The sequence below is a fragment of the Burkholderia sp. 567 genome (assembly GCF_040545115.1).
GTDB lineage: Bacteria > Pseudomonadota > Gammaproteobacteria > Burkholderiales > Burkholderiaceae > Burkholderia > Burkholderia ambifaria.
This window is the reverse complement of the sequence record NZ_JBEPLG010000002.1, coordinates 197,480-218,410: the sequence shown is the minus strand read 5'-3', so window position 1 is coordinate 218,410 and position 20,931 is coordinate 197,480. Positions and strand designations below refer to the sequence as shown.

Sequence of the window (20,931 nt, the reverse complement as noted above, 5' to 3'; positions counted from 1 at the left end):
GCCCATGACCGACCGACTGACTCCCGAACTCGCATCGAAATTCGCGTCGCTCGCGCTCGCGCACCTGACCCGCGAATATCCGAACAAGCTCACGCATTCGCTCGAGGGCCCGCACGACGTGCAGGGGCCGCGCGCGCTGCACCCGATCTTCTACGGCAGCTACGACTGGCATTCGTGCGTGCACGGCTACTGGCTCCTGCTGCGCGTGCTCGAACGCTATCCGGCGCTGCCGGAAGCCGAGCGGATCATCGCCGTCGTCGACGCGCATTTCACCGACGCGAATGTCGCCGGCGAACGCGCGTACCTCGCGCTGCCGCACAACAGCGGCTTCGAGCGGCCTTACGGATGGGCGTGGCTGCTGGCGCTCTCAGCGCAGCTGGAGCGGCTCGCGCTGAAGGGTGTGGTGCCGCAGGCCGCCCGCTGGGCGAAGACGATGGCGCCGCTCACCGACCTGTTCGTCGCGCGCTTCGAGACCTTCCTGCCGAAGGCGACCTATCCGCTGCGCGTCGGCACGCACTTCAACACCGCGTTCGCGCTCGCGCTCACGCTCGACTTCGCGCGCGCGACGCAGCGCGACGGGCTCGCGGCGCTGATCGTCGATACGGCGAAACGCTGGCACCTGGGCGATGTCGCGTGCCAGGCGTGGGAGCCGTCGGGCGACGAATTCCTGTCGCCCGCACTGATGGAGGCGGAGCTGATGCGGCGCGTGCTGCCGGCCGGCGAATTCGACGGCTGGTTCGCGCGTTTCCTGCCCGATCTCGCGCGCGGCGAGCCGGCGACGCTGTTCGTGCCGGCGACGGTCAGCGACCGCAGCGACGGCAAGATCGCGCATCTGGACGGGTTGAACCTGAGCCGTGCGTGGTGCCAGCGCTCGCTTGCCGGCGCGCTGCCGGAAGGCGATGCGCGGCGCGCGAAGCTGCTCGATGCGGCCGACCGGCATCTCGCGAGCGCGCTCGCGCACGTGGCCGGCGACTACATGGGCGAGCACTGGCTCGCGACGTTCGCGCTGCTGGCGCTCGACGCGTAGTCGCTTCGACGGGGATTGCTGCGCCGGCTTTGCATCCGGCGCAACACCACTTTCCATCGGCCGAGCGGCGCAACCCGGCGACGAATCGATACACTGCCGCACCGGTTGCACGGGCCCCGGCAATCAGGCCCGACGAAGGAGACAGCACAAGATGGACACCCAACGCGCAGCGGTCGTCACGTACCGCGGCAATGCGATCGAGAACACGCACGTCGCCGATGTGGCGGTGGTGGATGCCGGCGGCAAGCTGCTGTTCAGGCTCGGCGATCCGTTCCGGACGACACTCGCGCGCTCGGCGGCGAAGCCGGCGCAGGCGCTGTCCGTGATCGAGACGGGCGCGCCGGAGCGGTTCGGTTTCGACGACGCGGACATCGCGCTGATGTGTGCGTCGCACAGCAGCGAGGAGCGGCACATCGCGCGCACGCGGGCGATGCTGGCGAAGGTCGACGCGCACGAGTCGGATTTGCGCTGCGGCGGCCATGCGCCGCTGTCGGACGCGGTGTACCGCTCGTGGATCAAGCGCGACTACACGCCGACCGGCGTGTGCAGCAACTGCTCGGGCAAGCACGTCGGGATGCTGGGCGGCGCGCGGGCGATCGGCGCCGCGATCGCCGACTACCATCTGCCGGAGCATCCGATGCAGGTGCGCGTGAAGCAGGTGGTCGCGAACGCGTGCGGCCTGCGCGACGACGAGGTCGACTGGGCGATCGACGGCTGCAACCTGCCGACGCCGGCGTTCCCGCTCGACCGCCTCGCGCGTCTTTACGCGTCGCTGGCCGACGGCGCGGATACGGTGGAAGCACGCGGCGCGGCGACGACCGATCGCGTGCGCGCGCTGGCGCGCATTCATCATGCGATGACGGCCCATCCGGAGCTGGTCGCCGGAGAAGGGCGCTACTGCACGGTGCTGATGGACGCGTTCGAAGGGCAGGTCGTCGGCAAGCTCGGCGCGGATGCGTGCTACGGGATCGGCATACGCGCGTCGGCGCGCACGCGGGAACTCGGCGCCGACGGCGCGCTCGGCATCTCGGTGAAGATCGAGGACGGCAACATCGACGTGCTGTACATGATGGTCAGCGAACTGCTCGAACGGCTGCGGATCGGCACGGACGCGCAGCGCGCGCGGCTTGCTGCATTCCACCGGCCGCGGATGCTGAACACGCAGGGCGTCGAGACCGGGCACGCGACGTTCCCGTTCGAATTGCAGCCTGCGTGAGGGTAGGTAACGCGTCGACAGGTCGATGCCGCATGCATGCGATGCGTGCGGCATCGGTATCTGCCTGCTGACCGGCGCGGCCGCTAAGCGCCCGCGTCGCGAATCTTCATCAGCTCGACTTCCGACAGCTCGCCGATGTGCGCGAGCTGGTCCGCGAGAAAGTCCTTCAGCACGCGCAGCTTCGCCGAGCTGCGCCGGTTCGCCAGATACGCGATGTAGATGTGCTCGCCCGTCAGCTTGTTGTGCAGCCGATAGCGCGGCAGCACGGCTTCGAGCCGGCCGCTCGCGAGCAGGTCGCGCACCAGCCAGATCTCGAACTCCGCGATGCCGAGCCCCGCGCAGGTCGCCTCCAGCAGCAGCTCCGAATGATCGGTGACGAGGTTGCCGGCCGGCAGCACGCTGTGCCGCGCGTCGCCGCGCACGAGTTCCCAGCGCGGATCGCCTTCGGGATGCACGTAGCGCAGGCAGTTGTGATGTAGCAGGTCGTCCGGCGTCGCGGGCCGGCCGCAGCGGTCGAGATAGCCGGGCGTCGCGCACAGGATGCTGTCGTTGCGCGACAGACGGTGGACGACCAGGTTGTCCAGATAGTTCTCGCCTTCGTGGATGTCGAGATCGTAACCGCCGGCGACGAGGTCGTTGTGGTTGTCGGTGAGCCGCACGTCGAGCTGGATCGTCGGGTAACGCGCGAGAAACGGCGCGATCAGCGGCGCGAGATGGCGGCGGCCGAACGCGACCGGCGCGGTGAGCTTCAGCGGGCCGCTCGGCTGCGCATTGAGCTCGGCGACGACGCGCAGCGTGTCGTCGAGATCGGCGATCAGCGTGACCGCGCGTTCCAGATAGATATGGCCGGCTTCGGTCAGCGTCACGCTGTGCGTCGAGCGATGCAGCAGCGCGACGCCGAGCGCCTCTTCGATCGCCGTGATCTTGCGCGCGACGGTGGACGTCGACACGTGCATCTCCTTCGCGACCGCGGAAAAACTCCCCATTTCGACCACGCGCACGAACGCGCGCATCGCGCCCAGGTGATCGAGGCCGGTGTCTCTCGGCATGGCTTTCATTCGTCTCTCATTGTTGCGTCCCACGCAAAACCGCTTTCGATAATACATAAGCGAGCTTCTTTATGCAAAGGCATAGAATGCGATCCCGTCGTCCCGGGAAGCGGCGAGCGCAGCTGTTTTCCGTTGGCGGCACGGGACAATTCTGGAGGGGACACCATGACGGCAAACGGCTTTCGCGTCGAAGCGGATCTTTTAGGGAAACGAAGCATTCCGAATGAGGTGTACTACGGCGTCCACACGCTGCGCGCCAAGGAGAACTTCGACATTTCGGGGCGCACGATCGCGTCGCTGCCGTACTTCGTCATGGCGCTCGCGGCCGTGAAGGAAGCCGCCGCCGATGCGAACTGCGAGCTCGGCCTCCTGCCGGCCGCGTATCGCGACGCGATCGCCGCGGCGTGCGTCGAGATCCGCGAAGGCCGGCTGCATGACCAGTTCGTGGTCGACATCATCCAGGGCGGCGCCGGCACGTCGACCAACATGAACGCGAACGAGGTGATCTGCAACCGCGCGCTCGAAATCATGGGGCATGCGCGCGGCCAGTACGAATACCTGCATCCGAACGAGCACGTCAATCTCGCGCAGAGCACCAACGACGTCTATCCGACCGCGATCCGGATCGCGACCTGCTTCGCGGTCGAGCATCTGCTCGAGGCGATGGCGCGCCTGCGCGATGCGTTCGCGGAGAAGGCCGACGCGTTCTCGGATCTCCTGAAGCTCGGCCGCACGCAGTTGCAGGACGCCGTGCCGATGACGCTCGGCCAGGAGTTCTCGACCTACGCAGTGATGGTGACGGAAGACATCGCGCGCCTGCAGGAAGCCGGCTGGCTGATGCGCGAGATCAATCTCGGCGCGACCGCGATCGGCACCGGCATCACCGCGCATCCGCAGTACGCGGAGAAGGCGCTGGCCGCGCTGCGCCGCATCACCGGCCTGGACCTGAGCACCGCGCCGAACCTGATCGAAGCGACGCAGGACTGCGGCGCGTTCGTGCAGATTTCCGGCGTGCTCAAGCGCATCGCGGTCAAGCTGTCGAAAATCTGCAACGACCTGCGGCTGCTGTCGAGCGGCCCGCGCGCCGGGTTCGGCGAGATCAACCTGCCGCCGGTGCAGGCCGGCTCGTCGATCATGCCGGGCAAGGTGAACCCGGTGATTCCGGAGGTCGTGAACCAGGTCGCGTTCGAAGTGTTCGGCAACGACCTGACGGTGACCTTCGCCGCCGAGGCCGGCCAGCTTCAGCTCAACGCGTTCGAGCCGGTGATCGCGAGCGCGCTGTTCCGCAGCTTCAGCCATCTGACTGCCGCCTGCACGACGCTCGCGGGCCGCTGCGTGAGCGGGATCACCGCGAACCCCGAGCGGCTGCGCGACACGATGGAGCGGTCCGTCGCGCTCGCGACCGCGCTGAACCCGTACATCGGCTACAAGCGCGCGACCGCCGTGGCCGCCGAGGCGCACGCGAGCGGCAAGTCGATCCGCGAAGTCGTGCTTGAGCGCGCGCTGATGACCGCCGCGCAACTGGACGAAGCGCTGCAGCCCGAAGCGCTGATCCGTCCGCGCGCGTACTGATTCCGGCCGCGCGGCGCCGGCGCATGCCGCCGGCGGCCCGCGCGCGCCCGTTACCGCAGCGCCCCGTCGACGGGCGCAACACATCAAGAAACGGAGACACACCATGAAGCACGTCAGCGAGCGCCCGGCCGACACGGCCGGCGGCGCGGATCCCCGTCATGCCGAGCGCGATGCGATGTTCGCGTCGCACGAAGCCGGCTATGCGAAACAGTTGAAGCCGCGCCACGTGCAGATGATCGCGATGGGCGGTGCGATCGGCACCGGCCTCTTTCTCGGCGCGGGCGGCCGCCTGCAGAGCGCGGGCCCCGCGCTGGCGGTCGTGTATCTCGTGTGCGGCATATTCGCATTCCTGATCATGAGGGCGCTCGGCGAGCTGGTGATGCACCGGCCGACCAGCGGCGCGTTCGTGTCCTACGCACGGGAGTTCATGGGCGAGCGCGCGTCGTTCGTCGCGGGCTGGATGTACTACCTGAACTGGGCGACCACCGGCATCGTCGACATCACCGCGGTCGCGATCTACATGAAGTACTGGGCCGCGTTCTCGGACGTGCCGCAGTGGGTGTTCGCGCTCGGCGCGCTCGGCATCGTGTCGGTGATGAACATGATCGGCGTGAAGGTGTTCGGCGAGATGGAGTTCTGGTTCTCGATCGTGAAGGTGGGCACGCTCGCGCTGTTCCTCGGGGTCGGCGCCGTGTTCCTCGCGAGCGGCCATCCGGTCGCCGGCCAGATGCCGGGGCTGCACCTGATCGCGGATCACGGCGGGATCTTTCCGCACGGCATCCTGCCGGCGGTGCTGATCGTGCAGGGCGTCGTGTTCGCGTATGCGAGCATCGAGCTCGTCGGCGTCGCGGCGGGCGAGACCGCCGATGCGCGCAAGGTGCTGCCGAAGGCGATCAACAGCGTGATGTGGCGTATCGCGCTGTTCTACGTGGGTTCGGTCGTGCTGCTGACGATGCTGCTGCCGTGGACCGCGTACAGCGCGCACGAAAGCCCGTTCGTGACGTTCTTCGGCAAGCTCGGCGTGCCGTACGTCGGCACGGTGATGAACGTCGTGGTGCTGACCGCCGCGCTGTCGAGCCTGAACTCCGGCCTCTATTCGACCGGGCGCGTGCTGCGTTCGCTCGCGATGGGTGGCTCGGCGCCGCGCTTCGTGTCGCGGATGAACGCGCGCGGCGTGCCGTACGGCGGGATCCTCGTCACGGTCGCGGTCAACGCGATCGGCGTGCCGCTCAACTACATCGTGCCGGCGCAGGCGTTCGAGATCGTGCTGAACATGGCGTCGCTCGGGATCATCACGACCTGGGGCTTCATCGTGATGTGCCAGATCCTGTTCCGCCGCGCGGTCAATCGCGGCGAGCTGAGCCCCGTGTCGTTCCGGATGCCCGGCGCACCGTTCACGTCATGGCTCACGCTCGGGTTTCTCGTCAGCGTGCTGGTGCTGATGGCGTTCGATTACCCGGGCGGCACGTGGACCGTCGGGATGATTCCGCTGGTCGTGCTCGCGCTCGTGATCGGCTGGAAGCTCGCGAAGCGCGGTACCGCGCGAGAGCGGGCAAGCGCCGCACCGGCCATCGCCGATCCGGCGAGCAACGTCTGAGGATGTCTGATGATGCGCACGGGCGGGTCGACTGCCCGCTGCGCTCAGTTCGATCCGACGCGCGCGCCGACCCAGCGGCTGAAGTCGGCTGCCATCGGCGCGGTGAGTTCGTGGCCGGTGTCGTAGAGGCGCGTGTCGTGCGCGACGCCGAGCGCCGTCAGCTTTGCGTCGGCCGTATTGGCCCACGCGAGCGGCAGCTTGTCGTCGAAGCGGCCGTGCATCACCAGCGCGTGCAGCCGGCTCAACGCATCGCGCGACGCGATCAGCGGATCGATCTCGGGCAGGATGCGCCCGCACAGCACCGCGAATGCGGCCACGTCGGCCGGCGACGTGAGCGCGACGCTCGCGCTCATGATGCCGCCCTGGCTGAAACCGGCGATCACGGCGGGCAAGTCGGAAACGCCGGGCGCGCCGGTGTCGGCGTCCGGCGCGCGCAGCGCACGCAGCAGCGCGATCAGCTGCACACGGCTCGCCTCCGCGCGGGCTGCATCGATTTCCGGGCCGTTCGGGCCGAAGCGCACCGGAAACCATGCATGCTGGTTGGGGCCGAATGTCAGCGGCCCGCGCACGAAAGCGATTTCGATGCGCGGATCGATCGTGCCGGCCAGATTCAACAGATTGGTTTCGTTGCCGCCTACGCCGTGCAGCAGCAACAGGCGGCCCGCAGGGCGGCCGGCGGCCGGGCGCAGCCGGTACTGGAGGCCGGATTCGGCGTCGGTGGTCAGCGGCAGGACGTCGGTCATCGCGTGGGTCCGGTAGGGGAATGAGCCGTCAGTCTAGAACGCGCGGACGGCGACGTGAATCGCCGGCTGGCGATTGATTGTTTCCTGTCTGGAGTGAATGCGGGCCCGCGGTGTCGAATATTGGGGGCAGCTACTTGTGTCATGGACGAGGAAATTTGCCGGTAGGCGACTGGTTATGGTCAATATGCCGGCCGGGTGACTCGTCATCGCAACCCATAGTTGATAAAATAGATACGTTTTGTAGATACATGGGGTGGGGAGATGGAGACTGCCAAGATTTTCAAGCATGGTGGATCGCAGGCCGTCCGCTTGCCGAAGGATTTCCGCTTCGATACAACGGAGGTCCGGATTCGTCGGCACGGCGCGTCTGTCATTCTCGAACCGGTGCCGCAAGACTGGGCATGGCTGACACCGTTGATCGGCCCGGTTGACGCCGATTTCGAGGCCGCCGCGGCAACCGAGCCTGCCGCTCAAGAGCGTCCAGGGCTGGACGTGTTTGAATGAAGTTTCTGCTGGATACCCATGCGGTAATCGCCATTCTGAAAGGCGACCAGGCCATGCTGGCCCGATTGCGTAGCCATCAACCTGCAGATTTCGGAATTCCCGCGATCGTCGCGCATGAACTCTATTACGGGGCGTACAAGAGTCAGAGAGCGGCAGCGAATCTGGCACGCGTCGAGGGGCTTCAGTTCGAGGTCGTGTCGTTCGATGCGGAAGATGCGCAGCATGCCGGCGAAATTCGTGCGCAACTGGCCGCGGTGGGAACACCGATCGGGCCATACGATGCATTGATCGCAGGACAGGCGCGAGCGCGACGCCTAGTGCTTGTCACGCACAACACGCGCGAGTTTGAGCGGATTTCGGAGTTGCAGGTCGAGGATTGGCTCGCGGCGGCGCGCGAAAACTGACCGCAGTGCAAGTCATGTGGCAATCGGCGCGGATGGCAATCGCGAGCGGCCGGGCTCGCAGGGGCGGTATCGCGCTCGATCCGTGAGCGGCGATGACCGGGCCGGTGAAACGCCGTGCGTCATTGAATTCGCTATCGTGCGTAAAGGGCTGCATGAGGGCTGCATGACCGATCCGCTTCGCAAGATAATGCGCAAACGTTTTACCGGTATTCGACCGGATTGAATTGCCGGATCGTGAATAGAAGAATAAATATCCGGATTCGTTTGTTGTACGCTGCCGGGCAGCCCAGGCTGGCCATACAGGCTGGAGATTAACGGCCGATCCAGGAAAAACTTTAGGATTTCCTCGCCGCAATTGACCATTGCGATTTCCTCAATGACCGATTGATTTTCAGTCATCGGACAGTCATACACCATCCCCGATAATTCGGCGCTCATATTCTTTCAATAGACCAAAGGGCGATCGAAGCCGGATCGCTGCGGGGAGCTGTACTCATGACCATCCGTCATCGCATTACGCTGCTAGTCGTCCTGACGTTTTTCGCGCTGTCCGCGATCGGCGTGTACGCCGTGTACCAGACGCGCAAGAGCGCGTCCGAGGTGCGTCAGGTTACCCAGGGAATCGTGCCGAGCGCGCTCGCGTCGGCGGATCTCGTCGCCGATGTGAAGAACATCCAGATCGCGACGATGACGCTGGTGTACGCGCCCGACGCGAACACCGCCGCGCAGGCGCGCGACGAGCTGAAGGCAAAACAGGCCGCACTGCGCGCGGCGCTCGACGCGCAGGCGAAGTCGGCGGTCGGGCAGGCGCAGCAAGGACTCGTCGCGCAGGCGAACGACAGCGCCACGAATTACTTCGCGGCGATCGACGACACCGTGAAGATGAAGGCCGACGGCAAGCCGGAGATGGCGCAGGCGTACCTGTTCGCGAACGTCGCGCAGTATCGCGACGAGCTCGAAAGCATCGTCGACACGCTGCGCGTCGAGAAGAATCGCCAGAAGGACGACGCGATCCGCGCGCTGAACGGCATGCTGTCGACCACGGCGACCGCGATCGCGGCGGTCGCGGGCACCGTCGTCGTGCTGCTGACCGCGCTCGGCTTCGTGCTGTACCGCCAGATCGCGCGCCCGCTGATCGGGATGCAGACGGCGATGAGCGAGATTGCGACGAGCCAGGACTTCACGCGCCGCGTGCCGGTGGGCCGGATGGACGAGATCGGTCATTCGATCGTCGCGTTCAACGGGATGATCGAGAAGATCCAGGAGAACGCCGCGCAACTGAAGCAGAAGACGGCCGACATCCAGGCGATGCTGCAGAACATGCAGCAAGGGATCCTGACCGTCGTCGAAGGCGGCGTCGTGCATGCGGAGTATTCGGCGTACCTCGAGACCATCTTCGAGACGAGCGACATCGCCGGACGCGACCTGATGGCGCTCGTGTTCGACGAGTCGAGCATCGGCGCCGACGCGCGCTCGCAGGTGGAGGCGGCCGTGCATGCGTGCCTCGGCGAGGACAGCATGAACTTCGCGTTCAACGAGCACCTGCTCGTCAACGAAGTTGCCAAGCGGATGCCGGATGGCCGCGAGAAGTGGCTCGACCTGAGCTGGTCGGCGATCACCGACGAGACCGACACGGTCGTGCGGCTGATGCTGTGCGTGCGCGACGTGACCGAGATCCGCGAGCTGACCGCGCAGGCCGGCGAGCAGCAGCGCCGCCTCGAGATGATCGGCGAGATTCTGTCGATCAGCCAGGACAAGTTCCATGACTTCGTGCACAGCGCGAAGGGCTTCCTCAGCGAGAACGAGCGGATGATCCGCCAGCACGAACGCGCGGATCACTCGATCGTCGCGGCGCTGTTCCGCAACATGCACACGATCAAGGGCAATGCGCGCACGTACAGCCTTCAGCACCTGACCAACATCGTGCATGAAGCGGAGCAGGCATACGAATCGCTGCGCCGCGCGGACAGCGGCCCCGACTGGAACCGCGATGCGCTGATGGACGATCTGGCCCGCGTGCGCGAGGCGGTCGACCACTACGCGACGATCAACGCGGTCACGCTCGGCCGCCACGGCGAGCCGGCGGGGCCGGGCGGCGGCGACTACCTGATGGTCGAGCGCGCGCATATCCGCGAGAGCCTGCGCATGCTCGATGGCGCCGATCCGGCGAACGCGGGCGACTGGCTCGCGGCGCGCGATTCGGTGCGCCGCCTGCTGAGCCAGTTCGGCACGCAGGGCATCGGCGACGCGCTGGGCGGCGTGATCGAATCGCTGCCGTCGCTCGCGGCCGAACTCGGCAAGCCGGCGCCCGTCGTGCATATCGACAGCAACGGCCATCGCGTGCGCAGCGAGATCGGCGCGACGCTGAAGAACGTGTTCATGCACCTGCTGCGCAACGCGATCGACCACGGGATCGAAACGTCCGACGAGCGTCGCGCGGCCGGCAAGCCGCCGGCCGGCAAGATCGACATCGCGGTCGACGTCGAGAACGGTGCGCTGCGGTTCGTGCTCGGCGACGACGGCCGCGGCCTCGCGCTCGACCGGATTCGCGGGATCGCGCGCGAGCGCGGGTGGATCGACACCGGCAACGAAGCCGCGCTGACCGACGAAGCGGTGGCCGAACTGATCTTCCGTCCGGGCTTCTCGACCGCGCGTGCCGTGACCGAAGTGTCCGGGCGCGGCGTCGGGATGGATGCGGTGCGCAACTTCCTGAAGCGCGACGGCGGCGACATCGCGCTGCGCTTCACCGACGATCGCGTCGGCTCGCCGTATCGCGCGTTCGAGACGATCGTGTCGCTGCCGGCGCGCTTCGCGGCGGACGGCGCCGCACACCACGCCGAGCCGCATGCGCGCGCCGGCATCGCGAACGTCGACGCGGCGGAGTGATCGTGCAAGCATGGATGATCCCGATCGGCGCCGCGCTGGCGGGTGGCCTGGTGGTCGCGGCAATCGCCGCGATCGTGTGTCGCGTCACGCGAGCGCGGCTCGTTGCCGCGTTCACGCGTGAAGCGGATGCGTTGCGCGATGCGCTCGGCGCGGCCGATGCGTGTGCCGCCGAAGCCGTCGCCGCGCAGACGGAAGCGGCGCAGGCGTGGACGCGCCGCGAGGCGGAGTTCGAGGAAACGCTCGCCCGCGACGCGGCGGGCGCCGGCGAGCAGCGCGATGCGCTGCAGGCGCTCGCGGCCGAGCGCGCGGCACTGGCGCAGCAGGCGACGAAGCTCGCCGACGAAGCGGCGCGGTTGCGCGGGCTGGCCGGCACGTTCGAGCGCTGGCACGAGCAGATGATCTCGCTGACCACGCAGAACCAGGACATGCGCGCGAAGAACCAGGAACTGTCGGCGATCGTTGCGCACGTGTCGATCGTGTCGCTGAACGCGTCGATCGAGGCTGCGCGCGCGGGCGCGGCCGGACGCGGCTTCTCGATCGTCGCGAGCGAGGTGCGCGGGCTCGCCGCGCGCTCGCAGCAACTGTCGAACAGCTATCGCGACAGCCTGAACCGCAACGATCTCGTGACGGCCGCGACGTTCCAGGACATCCAGGCCGGCGGCAAGATGATCACGGCCGCGCTGGCGACGCTCGAGACGCTCGCCGGGCAACTGCATGCGCGGCTCGAAGGAGCGGCGGCGTGATCAGCGCGCAGGCCCGGGCCGGTTTCGAGCGGATCTTTTTCGATGCGGCGCGCACGCGGCTCGCGTCCGGCGGCGCCTGCGAGATCCGGCCGGCCGCGGGCGAGGCGCACGACGCGTCGCACGATCCGTCGCGCATGAAGTCGCGCACGACGCCGACGGTGTCCGAGCACGTCGTTGTCCTGACGATCTCGGCGCTGCATTTCCGGCTGCTGCTTGCGCTGCGCTTTCGCGACGATGCGCCGACGCGCCGTCATTTCGCCGCGGCCGCATCTGGCGCGAGCGCGCAGCGGCCGCTACCCGAGGCGTTCATGGAAGTCGCGAACCTGTGTTGCGGCGCGATCAACCAGGCGCTGACCGCGCCGTTCCCCGATCTCGGGATGTCGACGCCTTACCTGCTGAGCGGCGCGAGCATCGACTACCTGCCGGCGCTGCATCCCGATCACGTGGCCGCGTACGACGTGACGCTCGACGGCGACGTGCGGATCGGCGCGACGCTGTGCGTGTGCGCGAACGCGCCCGTCGATTTCCACGTGCCGGAAGCGGCGAGCGTGGACACGGGCGGCGAGCTCGAACTGTTTTGACCGATTCAGAGGGCTTCACGAGATGACCGTAGACCAACCCGTCAGCAAGGTGCTCGTGCTCGACGACAGCCCCGCGCATGCGGCGACGATCAAGCGCTTCTGCGACGAGCACAACCTCGTCGGCCTGACCGTGCGGCGCAACCGGCTGCTGAAGGTGCTGCGCTCGAACATCGATCTCGGCGCGATCCTGCTCGCCGAGGACTACGGCGGCTCGCCGGCCGAGAGCGCGATCGTCGCGACGCAGATCGATGCGTTGCGGCCGGAGCTGCCGATCATCCTGCGCCGTGCGTCGGACGCGTCGCGCGACGGGCTGCCCGACGCGCTCGCGCGCGTCGCGTGCGCGGCCTACGTCGCGGACGACATGACGCCGCTCGCGCGCGCGATCGGCGAATACCTGTTCGGCCGCGACTATCCGAACGCGCTCGTGCGCGGCATCTCGGAGATCACCGAGGCGCGGCTCGACAGTCTGTTTCCGGGCATGACGATCGAGCGCGACACGCCGTGCATCGTGCGCGACCAGATCATCTTCGGCGAAGTGTTCAGCCTGATCGCGCTCGAAAGCGCGTGGTGCCGCGGCTACATGCTGCTGCAGACGAGCGAGCAGCCGCTGCTCGACATGATCGGCGGCACGCGCGACGACGGCCGCGCGCCCGATTTCCGCGACGTGAACAGCCTGCTCGGCGAGCTGACCAACCTCGTGTGGGGCGCGTTCAAGAACCGCTATCTCGGCGACGCGGAGGCACTCGCGCGCCATCCGGTGCAGGTGCCGCTCGTCGTCAATCACAAGCAGAAGTTCATTTCGTTCGGCGGCGACTGTCCGCAGCTCTGTTTCAAGTACCGGATGACCGACCGCGCATCGGGGCGGTCGGTGCAGCTCGATCAGCGTTTCGTGTTCAGCCTGAGCTGGTCGCCGGAGGATTTCCGCGAATCGGTGCAGGACGTGGGGCCGATGGTCGAATCGGGCGAACTCGAACTGTTTTGAATGTTGAAGTAGTCACAACGAAAGGGGAACACGGCATGGCAAAGATTCTGGTGGTCGATGATTCGGGCACGGTGCGCGATGAAGTCGCGGGTTTCCTGCGCAATCACGGGCTCGACGTCGCGACAGCGGTGGACGGCAAGGATGGGCTCGCGAAGCTCAAGGCGACGCCCGGCGTGCGCCTCGTGATCAGCGACGTGAACATGCCGAACATGGACGGCCTGACGATGGTCGAGAAGATCCGCGGCGAACTGGCGAACGCGTCGGTCAACATCGTGATGCTGACGACCGAAAGCAGCCCGGCGATGAAGGAGCGCGGCAAGGCGGCCGGCGTGAAGGGCTGGATCGTGAAGCCGTTCAAGGGCGATGCGGTGCTCGACGCGCTGAAGAAGCTCGCGGGCTGAAGCGCGGCCGGGCCGGCGCGGAAACCGGCTCCACGGACCTCCCCGTTGGACTATATTGGTGCGTTATCGCATCGTTGTTTTTTCGAATGGGGGCGTCATGGACTCGAATCCCGCTTCAGAGGAACCCATCCTGCTGCGTGAAGACCACGACGGCGTCGTCACGCTGCGGCTGAACCGACCGCAGCAGTTCAATGCGTTGTCGGAGGCGATGCTCGCGAGCCTGCACGACGCGTTCGAATCGCTGGCCGCCGATCCGCACGTGCGCTGCGTCGTGCTCGCCGCGCAGGGCAAGGCGTTCTGCGCGGGCCACGACCTGCGGCAGATGCGCGGCAAGCCCGAACTCGATTACTACCGCACGCTGTTCGCGCAATGCAGCCGCGTGATGCTCGCGATGCGCGCATTGCCGGTGCCGGTGATCGCGCGCGTGCAGGGGATCGCGACGGCGGCCGGCTGCCAACTCGTCGCCGCGTGCGACCTCGCGATTGCGGCCGACACCGCGCGCTTTGCCGTGTCGGGCATCAACGTCGGGTTGTTCTGTTCGACGCCGGCCGTCGCGTTGAGCCGCAACGTCACCGCGAAGCGCGCGTTCGACATGCTCGTGACCGGGCGTTTCGTCGATGCGGCGACGGCCGCCGCGTGGGGGCTCGTCAACGAGTCCGTGCCCGAGGACGCGCTCGATGCGGCTGTCGCGCGCAAGGTCGCGGAGATCGTCGCAAAGAGCCCGGCCGCGGTGCGCTACGGCAAGCAGATGTTCTACCGACAGCGCGAGTTGCCGCTCGACGAAGCGTATGCGTATGCGGGCGACGTGATGGCGCGCAACATGATGGAAGAGGATGCCGGCGAAGGGATCGATGCGTTTCTGGAGAAGCGCAAGCCGACGTGGCGGTCGTAGCGCGGCCTCGTTCGCCTGCGTTCCGAGCACGCCGCAAAAACAAACGGGCCGCTTGCAACGCGGCCCGCAAATGGATCCGGATGCGCCACGACACGACAGCGTGCCGCCGCATCCGTGACCGCCGTGACCGCCATCAACGCCCGTGGCTGCCCGTACGCAGCACCGGCTGCACCGCCGACGCGCCCGGCGGCACGATCACGACCGGCACGCGGCGCGCAAGCGCGCACATCAGCTCGTAGCCGATCGTGCCGCTGGCTTCCGCGACATCGTCCACCTTCACCTGATCGCCCCACAGCTCGACGCTCGACCCAATGCCCGCGTTCGGGCACGGCGTCAGGTCGACGGTCAGCATGTCCATCGACACGCGGCCGACGACGCGCGTCATCACGCCGTCCACCGCGATCGGCGTGCCGGTCGGCGCGTGGCGCGGATAGCCGTCCGCGTAGCCGCACGCGACTACACCGATCCGCATCGGCCGGTCCGCGGTGAAGCGGCGACCGTAACCGACCGTCTCTTCCGGCGCGAGCGTCTGCACGCCGATGATCTTGCTGGTCAGCATCATCGCGGCCATCAGCGGCGTGTCGGCGATGTGCCGCGCCGCGCCGGTCGGCGACGCGCCGTACAGGATCGTGCCGGGCCGCACCCAGTCGCGGTGCGCGCGCGGATGCCACAGCACGGCCGCCGAATTCGATGCCGAGCGCTCGCCCGGAATCCCGGCCGTGGCCGCATCGAACTGATCGAGCTGCCAGTCGACTTCGCCTTCGTCGGCGTTCGCGAAATGCATCATCAGCGTGATCTTGCCGATCGACGGCGCGGCCGCCGCGCGTTCCCACGCGGCGCGGAACGCGTGCGGCCGGTAGCCGAGCCGGTTCATCCCCGAGTTCATCTTCAGCTGGATGTCGACCGGCTGCCGCGGCTTCGCGGCGATCAGCAGGTCGAGCTGTTCGTCGCAGTGCACGGCCACCGTCAGCCGGTGGCGATCGGCCAGTTCGACGTCCGCCGGCTCGAAGATCCCTTCGAGCAGCAGCACCGGCTTGTCCCAGCCAAGCTCGCGCACGCGCACGGCTTCGTCGAGATCGAGCAGCGCGATGCCGTCGGCGGCCGCGAGGCCCGGATAGATCCGTTCGATCCCGTGACCGTATGCGTTGGCCTTGATCACGGCCCACACGCGCGATTGCGCGGCGGTGCGGCGGATGAAGTCGAGGTTGTGGCGGACGGCGTCCGGACGGACATGGGCGACGATGGGACGGGGCATGGGCAGGCTCGGGTCGAAAAGTCGTTCGGCGCGCGCGGCGGTGCGGCGCCGGTCGGGCAGAGTGGCGCGGCGATGCGCCAAGCCAGTGTTGAGCGCTATCTTATTGGTGTTCGACCAGTTTTAATTAACGTATTTATCGGTGATTTGGTGGAATTTTAGGTGCCGGATCCGTGCTGCCGCGGGCGTCAGCATCGCGCACGGCCGAGTCCCCCGTCTAGAAAACCGGTGCCCGAACAGCACGGCCCGATGCTAAGCTCTGCGCGACCCTGTCATTGATCAATGTAATCATAAAGGAGGAGACCTGGATGACCACGTCCCAGCTGTGCCTGTTCATCGTCGCGCTGTTGCCGTTCCCGCTGACGTTCCTGGTCAAGGGCCGCAAGGGCTACGACAACCACACGCCGCGCGAGTACCTGGCGAAGCTCGAAGGATGGCGCGCGCGGGCGCAGGCCGCCCACCAGAATGCGTGGGAAGCGCTCGCGTTGTTCACCGCCGCGCTGGTGGTCGCCTGGCACAACGGCGCGAATGCGCACCACGTCGACCAGATCGCGATGGGGTTCGTCGCGATCCGCGTCGCCTACACGCTGATGTACCTGCTGAACTGGGCGGCGCTGCGCTCGCTCGTGTGGTTCGGCGGAATGGTGTGCGTCGTCGCGCTGTTCTTCGCGGCGCCGTGACGGCGGCGTGAAGGGCGGAGCTCGCGCCTCGTTTTCTCCGATTTATCCCCCCGGCCGGCGCGGGGTTTCTCTCGATGCGTTGACCGTTCAGCATGTTGTTGTCGTAGTACCCGCATTGACAACACATGTTGCGTTAATGTTTAATTCAACATCGCATGTTGCGGTGCGGGCCGACCTCGTCTTTCCCTCGACAGCCGGCCGCTTACATCGCCCGATCATGCGGCGAACAAAGCATTCCTGAACCACGTGTCCTGAACGAAACCGAACCACGCGACATGCCGCTTTCCCTTTCCCCCGTCATCGCCGGCACGCCGTTCGACATCGGCGTGCGCCTCGGCGAGCTTGCCCGGCCTGTGTTCGACGAATACATGCAGCAGAGCAGCGCATGGCAGGCCGTGCGCCGCTGGCGCGGCCATCCGTTCGTCGCCGCGCTGCGGCAGGCGGCGCGCGCCGCATACCCCGATCTCGTCGCGGAACTGGACGGGATCGCGGCGGGCGTCGGCTGGCCGGCCGCCGACATCTTCCTGTGGAACTGCCGCGGCGAACTGATCCACAACGCGCCCGACGGCTGCACGACACTCGCCGCGCGCGATGCTGATGGCACGCGCTGGATCGCGCACAACGAGGACGGCGATCCGTACCTGCGCGAGCGTTGCCTGCTGGTCGACGTGCAGCCGCAGGGCAAGCCGGGCTTCATCAGCTTCTATTACCCGGGCTCGCTGTCCGGGCATACGTTCGCCGCGAACCGCGCGGGCATCGCGCAGGCGATCAACAACCTGCGGATCCTGACGCCGGCGGCCGGCGTGCCGCGGATGATCCTCGCGCGCGCGGTGCTCGACGCGACGTCGCTCGATGCGGCCGCCGACGTGCTGCGCACGCATGCGCGCGCGAGCGGCTTTCACCACACGCTCGGCGCGACCGGCGATGCGCGGCTGCTGAGCATCGAGGCGAGCGTCGCGCGGTGCTCGGTCGTCGACGTCGCGCGGCTTGCTGGCCATGCCAACCATCTCGTGCATCCCGGCTGCGAAGCTGAAGCGCAGATCGTCACGCAATCGTCCGGCGATCGCCAGCGCCGCGTCGATGCGCTGACACCGGGCATCGACACGATCGACGAAGCCGCGCTGCTGCACGTGCTCGGCGATCGCGCACCGGAAGGGCTGCCGATCTATCGCGACGATCCGGCCGATCCCGACGACGAGAACACGCTGGCGACCGCGGTGTTCGCCATTCGCGACGCAGCGATCGACTTCACCATCCATCAACACGGCACGCAGCGCTTCGCGACGCGCATCGTGCCATCCGCGCACGCGCGCCGCGCGTCCTGATCCATGAGGCAACGCATGACGACCGTTTTCCATCGCGCTCCACGCGCGACCTTGCCCGTCGCCGTCGCAGGCGACGGCATCGAGATCATCGATTCGACCGGCAAACGCTACATCGACGCGTGCGGCGGCGCGGCCGTTTCGTGTCTCGGCCACAGCAACCAGCGCGTGATCGACGCGATCAAGCGGCAGGTGCAGCAACTGCCGTACGCGCATACGTCGTTCTTCACGACCGACGTAGCCGAGGAACTGGCCGACCGGCTCGTCGACGCAGCGCCCGCCGGCCTCGAACACGTGTATTTCGTGTCGGGCGGGTCCGAGGCGATCGAAGCCGCGTTGAAGCTCGCGCGCCAGTATTTCGTCGAGAAGGGCGAGCTGCAGCGCCGTCACTTCATCGCCCGCCGCCAGAGCTATCACGGCAACACGCTCGGCGCGCTCGCGATCGGCGGCAACGCATGGCGGCGCGAGCCGTTCCTGCCGCTGCTGATCGAAGCGCACCACGTGAGCCCATGCTATGCGTATCGCGACCAGCATGCGGGAGAAACCGACGAAGCGTATGCGCAGCGCCTGGCCGACGAGCTCGAGCAGAAGATCGTCGAACTCGGCGCGGAAAACGTCGCGGCGTTCGTCGCGGAAACGGTGGTTGGCGCGACGGCCGGCGCGGTGCCGCCGGTGCGTACCTACCTGAAGAAGATTCGCGCGGTGTGCGACAAGTACGGTGTTCTGATGATTCTCGATGAAATCATGTCGGGGATGGGGCGCACGGGTTACCTGTTCGCATGCGACGAGGACGAAGTCGCGCCCGATCTGCTGACGATCGCGAAAGGGCTCGGCGCGGGTTACCAGCCGATCGGCGCGACGCTGGTGAGCGACTGCATCTACCGGACGATCGTCGACGGCTCGGGGTTCTTCCAGCACGGCCACACGTATCTCGGCCACGCGACCGCCTGTGCGGCCGCGCTCGAGGTGCAGCGGGTGATCGCCGAAGAGAAACTGCTCGACAACGTGAAGGCGCGCGGCGAGCAACTGCGTGCGTCGCTGCGCGCGCATTACGGCGCGCATCCGCATGTCGGCGACGTGCGCGGCCGCGGGCTGTTCGTCGGCGTCGAGCTCGTCCGCGATCGCGACAGCAAGGCGACGTTCGATCCCGCATTGAAGCTGCATGCGGCGGTCAAGCGCGAGGCGATGCAGCGCGGCCTGATGGTGTATCCGATGGGCGGCACGATCGACGGCGTGAACGGCGATCACATCCTGATCGCGCCGCCGTTCGTCTGCACCGCGCAGCAGATCGATACCATTGTCGAACGGCTGTCCGGCGCGATCGATGCGGCGCTCGCATCGGCCGGCGCGTGAACCACGACCTCACCGAGTCCCGACCATGACAGACAGACTGCCTCCCTTCGATCCCGCATCGGCCACCGACGAACAGAAGGCCGTGCTGGCCGACATCCTCAGCGGCCCGCGCGGCAACCTGAACGGGCCGTTCCTCGGCTGGATCGCGAGCCCCGAGCTTGCCCAGCACGCGCAGCGGCTCGGCGCGTTCTGCCGCTATCGCACGGGCCTGCCGCTGCGCCTGTCGGAGCTCGCGATTCTCGTGACCGCCGCGCGCTGGCGCTCGCAGGCCGAGTGGCACATCCACTATCCGATCGCACTCGATGCCGGCGTGCCGGCCGCGACGGCCGATGCAATCCGGCGCGGCGTCACGCCGGCGTTCGAATCGGACGACGATGCGCTGATCCATGCATTCGCGACCGAGCTGTACGACACGCAACGCGTGAGCGATGCAACGTTCGCGCGCGCGCAGGCGCGTTTCGGCCACGAGACCGTCGTCAACCTCGTCGCGCTGCTCGGCTATTACGCGCTCGTCGCGATGACGCTCAACACGTTCGGTATGCGCGCAGACGGACAAACTGATTTGCCGTTTCCGGAATAATCGCCGCATACGCGTGCGTCGAGGGATGCGACGCGCGCAGTCCGATTGCGCCGAAAAGCCCGTCAGCACGGGCTTTTCGGCGTTTTGGCGTGACACGATCGACATCCTCGCCGCGTCTTGCTGACGCACATCGCAGCGCCTACGCGTCAGCGCAGAAAATTTTCCCCGTACCTAGAATTTCTGCAAAACGCTTACGGGGGATGTATCGATGCGGTGGGTCATGTTGATCGTGTTCATTGCGTGTGTGATTCATACGCACCGGCGCGGCAAGGTTCGGCACAGGTTGTTCAGGCAACTATCCGATCACTCGACCTTCACCGCGCCGTTGAACTGCTTTTCATACGCGTTCTCTTCGGTGCCGACCACGCCGTTTCTCGACCCGCGGCACTTTCCGGAACTCGCGGTGCTGCAGCGCGAATGGCGGACCTTCCGCGAGGAAGCGCTCGCGTTGCGCGATGCCAGCCGGATCAAGGCGTCGGGCGAGTACAACGACATCGGCTTCAATTCGTTCTTTCGCAACGGCTGGAAGCGCTTCTACCTGAAGTGGTATGACGCGCCGCATCCGTCCGCACAGGCGTTGTGTCCGCGGACGGTCGAGATCCTGTCGCGGATTCCGTCGATCAAGGCCGCGATGTTCGCGCAGCTGCCGCCGGGCGGCAAGCTCGGGCTGCATCGCGATCCGTATGCGGGCTCGCTGCGCTACCACCTCGGGCTCGACACGCCGAATGACGACGCGTGCCGGATCGTCGTCGACGGCGAGTCGTATGCATGGCGCGATGGCGAGGCCGTGATGTTCGACGAAACCTATCTGCACTGGGCCGAGAATCGCACCGCGCACGATCGCGTGATCCTGTTCTGCGACATCGACCGGCCGATGAAATATCGCTGGGCGCAGCGCGTCAACGATGCGTTCGGGCAACTGCTGATGCGCGCGGCCGCGTCGCCGAACGAAACGGGCGACCGCACCGGCGGCCTCAATCATGCATTCAAGTACCTGTATGCGATTCGCCGCGCCGGCAAGCGGCTGAAGGCGTGGAATCGCACCGTGTACTACGTCGTCAAGTGGGCGCTGTTCGGCGGCATCGCGGTCGCGATCTTCTGCCTCTGATGGGGCGCGAGCAGGGGGTGTCGAACCGTCTGAGGATAG

General features: G+C 67.1%; 21 protein-coding genes. 17 read left to right on the top strand and 4 right to left on the bottom strand.

The genetic code is table 11. The features are described from left to right. Nucleotides 1–4: 4 nt before the first annotated feature. Nucleotides 5–1,027 (top strand): DUF2891 domain-containing protein, encoded by a 1,023-nt coding sequence (locus ABIC50_RS06425; protein WP_175702259.1) that lies wholly within the window; start codon nt 5–7, stop codon nt 1,025–1,027. Between the two features lie 151 nt (nt 1,028–1,178). After that, on the top strand, nt 1,179–2,243 hold the full coding sequence (locus ABIC50_RS06420; RefSeq protein ID WP_354162451.1) for an asparaginase: 1,065 nt from the start codon (nt 1,179–1,181) through the stop codon (nt 2,241–2,243). Between the two features lie 83 nt (nt 2,244–2,326). On the opposite strand, the gene ABIC50_RS06415 is transcribed toward ABIC50_RS06420, so the two are convergent. Continuing rightward, entirely contained in the window at nt 2,327–3,301 is a 975-nt protein-coding gene (locus tag ABIC50_RS06415; RefSeq protein ID WP_175673921.1) for a LysR family transcriptional regulator, read from the bottom strand. A gap of 156 nt (nt 3,302–3,457) precedes the next feature. On the opposite strand from ABIC50_RS06415, the gene aspA reads away from it, so the two are divergent. Both aspA and ABIC50_RS06405 read left to right on the top strand, forming a co-directional pair. Then, on the top strand, nt 3,458–4,864 hold the full coding sequence (gene aspA, locus ABIC50_RS06410; protein WP_006750132.1) for an aspartate ammonia-lyase: 1,407 nt from the start codon (nt 3,458–3,460) through the stop codon (nt 4,862–4,864). A gap of 103 nt (nt 4,865–4,967) precedes the next feature. Continuing rightward, nucleotides 4,968–6,461, top strand: a complete 1,494-nt coding sequence (locus ABIC50_RS06405; protein ID WP_354162448.1) for an amino acid permease — start codon at nt 4,968–4,970, stop codon at nt 6,459–6,461. Between the two features lie 44 nt (nt 6,462–6,505). On the opposite strand, the gene ABIC50_RS06400 is transcribed toward ABIC50_RS06405, so the two are convergent. Then, nucleotides 6,506–7,204, bottom strand: coding sequence for an alpha/beta hydrolase (locus tag ABIC50_RS06400; protein ID WP_354162445.1), 699 nt, complete (start codon nt 7,202–7,204; stop codon nt 6,506–6,508). A 261-nt stretch (nt 7,205–7,465) separates the two neighbouring features. Between ABIC50_RS06400 and ABIC50_RS06395 the strand changes: the two genes are divergently transcribed. Both ABIC50_RS06395 and ABIC50_RS06390 read left to right on the top strand, forming a co-directional pair. Then, complete coding sequence (locus ABIC50_RS06395; RefSeq protein ID WP_011658485.1) at nt 7,466–7,708, top strand: antitoxin; 243 nt, start codon at nt 7,466–7,468, stop codon at nt 7,706–7,708. Then, nucleotides 7,705–8,112, top strand: a complete 408-nt coding sequence (locus tag ABIC50_RS06390; RefSeq protein ID WP_354162443.1) for a type II toxin-antitoxin system VapC family toxin — start codon at nt 7,705–7,707, stop codon at nt 8,110–8,112. The genes ABIC50_RS06395 and ABIC50_RS06390 overlap by 4 nt, the downstream gene beginning before the upstream one ends. Before the next feature lie 12 nt (nt 8,113–8,124). Here ABIC50_RS06390 and ABIC50_RS06385 read toward each other — a convergent pair whose 3' ends face one another. Continuing rightward, the gene (locus tag ABIC50_RS06385) at nt 8,125–8,550 is read right to left on the bottom strand and encodes a hypothetical protein (protein ID WP_354162440.1); all 426 of its coding nucleotides are present in this window, start codon (nt 8,548–8,550) and stop codon (nt 8,125–8,127) included. Nucleotides 8,551–8,607: 57 nt separating this feature from the next. Here ABIC50_RS06385 and ABIC50_RS06380 point away from each other — a divergent pair, with 57 nt between their 5' ends. From ABIC50_RS06380 to ABIC50_RS06355, 6 genes are all read left to right on the top strand, one after another. Beyond that, the gene (locus ABIC50_RS06380) at nt 8,608–10,998 is read left to right on the top strand and encodes an MCP four helix bundle domain-containing protein (RefSeq protein WP_354162438.1); all 2,391 of its coding nucleotides are present in this window, start codon (nt 8,608–8,610) and stop codon (nt 10,996–10,998) included. A 2-nt stretch (nt 10,999–11,000) separates the two neighbouring features. Continuing rightward, complete coding sequence (locus tag ABIC50_RS06375) at nt 11,001–11,741, top strand: methyl-accepting chemotaxis protein (protein ID WP_354162436.1); 741 nt, start codon at nt 11,001–11,003, stop codon at nt 11,739–11,741. Continuing rightward, nucleotides 11,738–12,322: a hypothetical protein gene (locus tag ABIC50_RS06370; RefSeq protein WP_354162433.1), complete on the top strand. Its 585-nt coding sequence runs from the start codon at nt 11,738–11,740 to the stop codon at nt 12,320–12,322. The genes ABIC50_RS06375 and ABIC50_RS06370 overlap by 4 nt, the downstream gene beginning before the upstream one ends. Before the next feature lie 22 nt (nt 12,323–12,344). Beyond that, nucleotides 12,345–13,304: a chemotaxis protein CheX gene (locus ABIC50_RS06365; RefSeq protein ID WP_165752868.1), complete on the top strand. Its 960-nt coding sequence runs from the start codon at nt 12,345–12,347 to the stop codon at nt 13,302–13,304. Nucleotides 13,305–13,339: 35 nt separating this feature from the next. After that, nucleotides 13,340–13,705 carry a response regulator gene (locus ABIC50_RS06360; RefSeq protein WP_006759394.1) on the top strand — a complete coding sequence of 122 codons (366 nt, stop codon included), beginning with the start codon at nt 13,340–13,342 and terminating at the stop codon, nt 13,703–13,705. Nucleotides 13,706–13,802: 97 nt separating this feature from the next. Further along, the gene (locus ABIC50_RS06355) at nt 13,803–14,597 is read left to right on the top strand and encodes an enoyl-CoA hydratase (protein ID WP_354162430.1); all 795 of its coding nucleotides are present in this window, start codon (nt 13,803–13,805) and stop codon (nt 14,595–14,597) included. A 133-nt stretch (nt 14,598–14,730) separates the two neighbouring features. Here ABIC50_RS06355 and alr read toward each other — a convergent pair whose 3' ends face one another. Next, complete coding sequence (gene alr / locus ABIC50_RS06350) at nt 14,731–15,852, bottom strand: alanine racemase (protein WP_354162427.1); 1,122 nt, start codon at nt 15,850–15,852, stop codon at nt 14,731–14,733. A 305-nt stretch (nt 15,853–16,157) separates the two neighbouring features. Between alr and ABIC50_RS06345 the strand changes: the two genes are divergently transcribed. The 5 genes from ABIC50_RS06345 (at nt 16,158) to lpxO (ending at nt 20,892) form a co-directional block, all read left to right on the top strand. Beyond that, the gene (locus ABIC50_RS06345) at nt 16,158–16,529 is read left to right on the top strand and encodes an MAPEG family protein (RefSeq protein ID WP_354162424.1); all 372 of its coding nucleotides are present in this window, start codon (nt 16,158–16,160) and stop codon (nt 16,527–16,529) included. A gap of 275 nt (nt 16,530–16,804) precedes the next feature. Further along, nucleotides 16,805–17,854, top strand: a complete 1,050-nt coding sequence (locus ABIC50_RS06340; RefSeq protein WP_354162421.1) for a C45 family autoproteolytic acyltransferase/hydrolase — start codon at nt 16,805–16,807, stop codon at nt 17,852–17,854. A gap of 15 nt (nt 17,855–17,869) precedes the next feature. Continuing rightward, complete coding sequence (locus ABIC50_RS06335) at nt 17,870–19,204, top strand: aspartate aminotransferase family protein (RefSeq protein WP_354162418.1); 1,335 nt, start codon at nt 17,870–17,872, stop codon at nt 19,202–19,204. A gap of 25 nt (nt 19,205–19,229) precedes the next feature. Beyond that, nucleotides 19,230–19,784, top strand: a complete 555-nt coding sequence (locus tag ABIC50_RS06330) for a carboxymuconolactone decarboxylase family protein (RefSeq protein ID WP_175722210.1) — start codon at nt 19,230–19,232, stop codon at nt 19,782–19,784. A 208-nt stretch (nt 19,785–19,992) separates the two neighbouring features. Further along, nucleotides 19,993–20,892, top strand: coding sequence for a lipid A hydroxylase LpxO (gene lpxO / locus ABIC50_RS06325; protein ID WP_354162415.1), 900 nt, complete (start codon nt 19,993–19,995; stop codon nt 20,890–20,892). Nucleotides 20,893–20,931 lie beyond the last annotated feature (39 nt).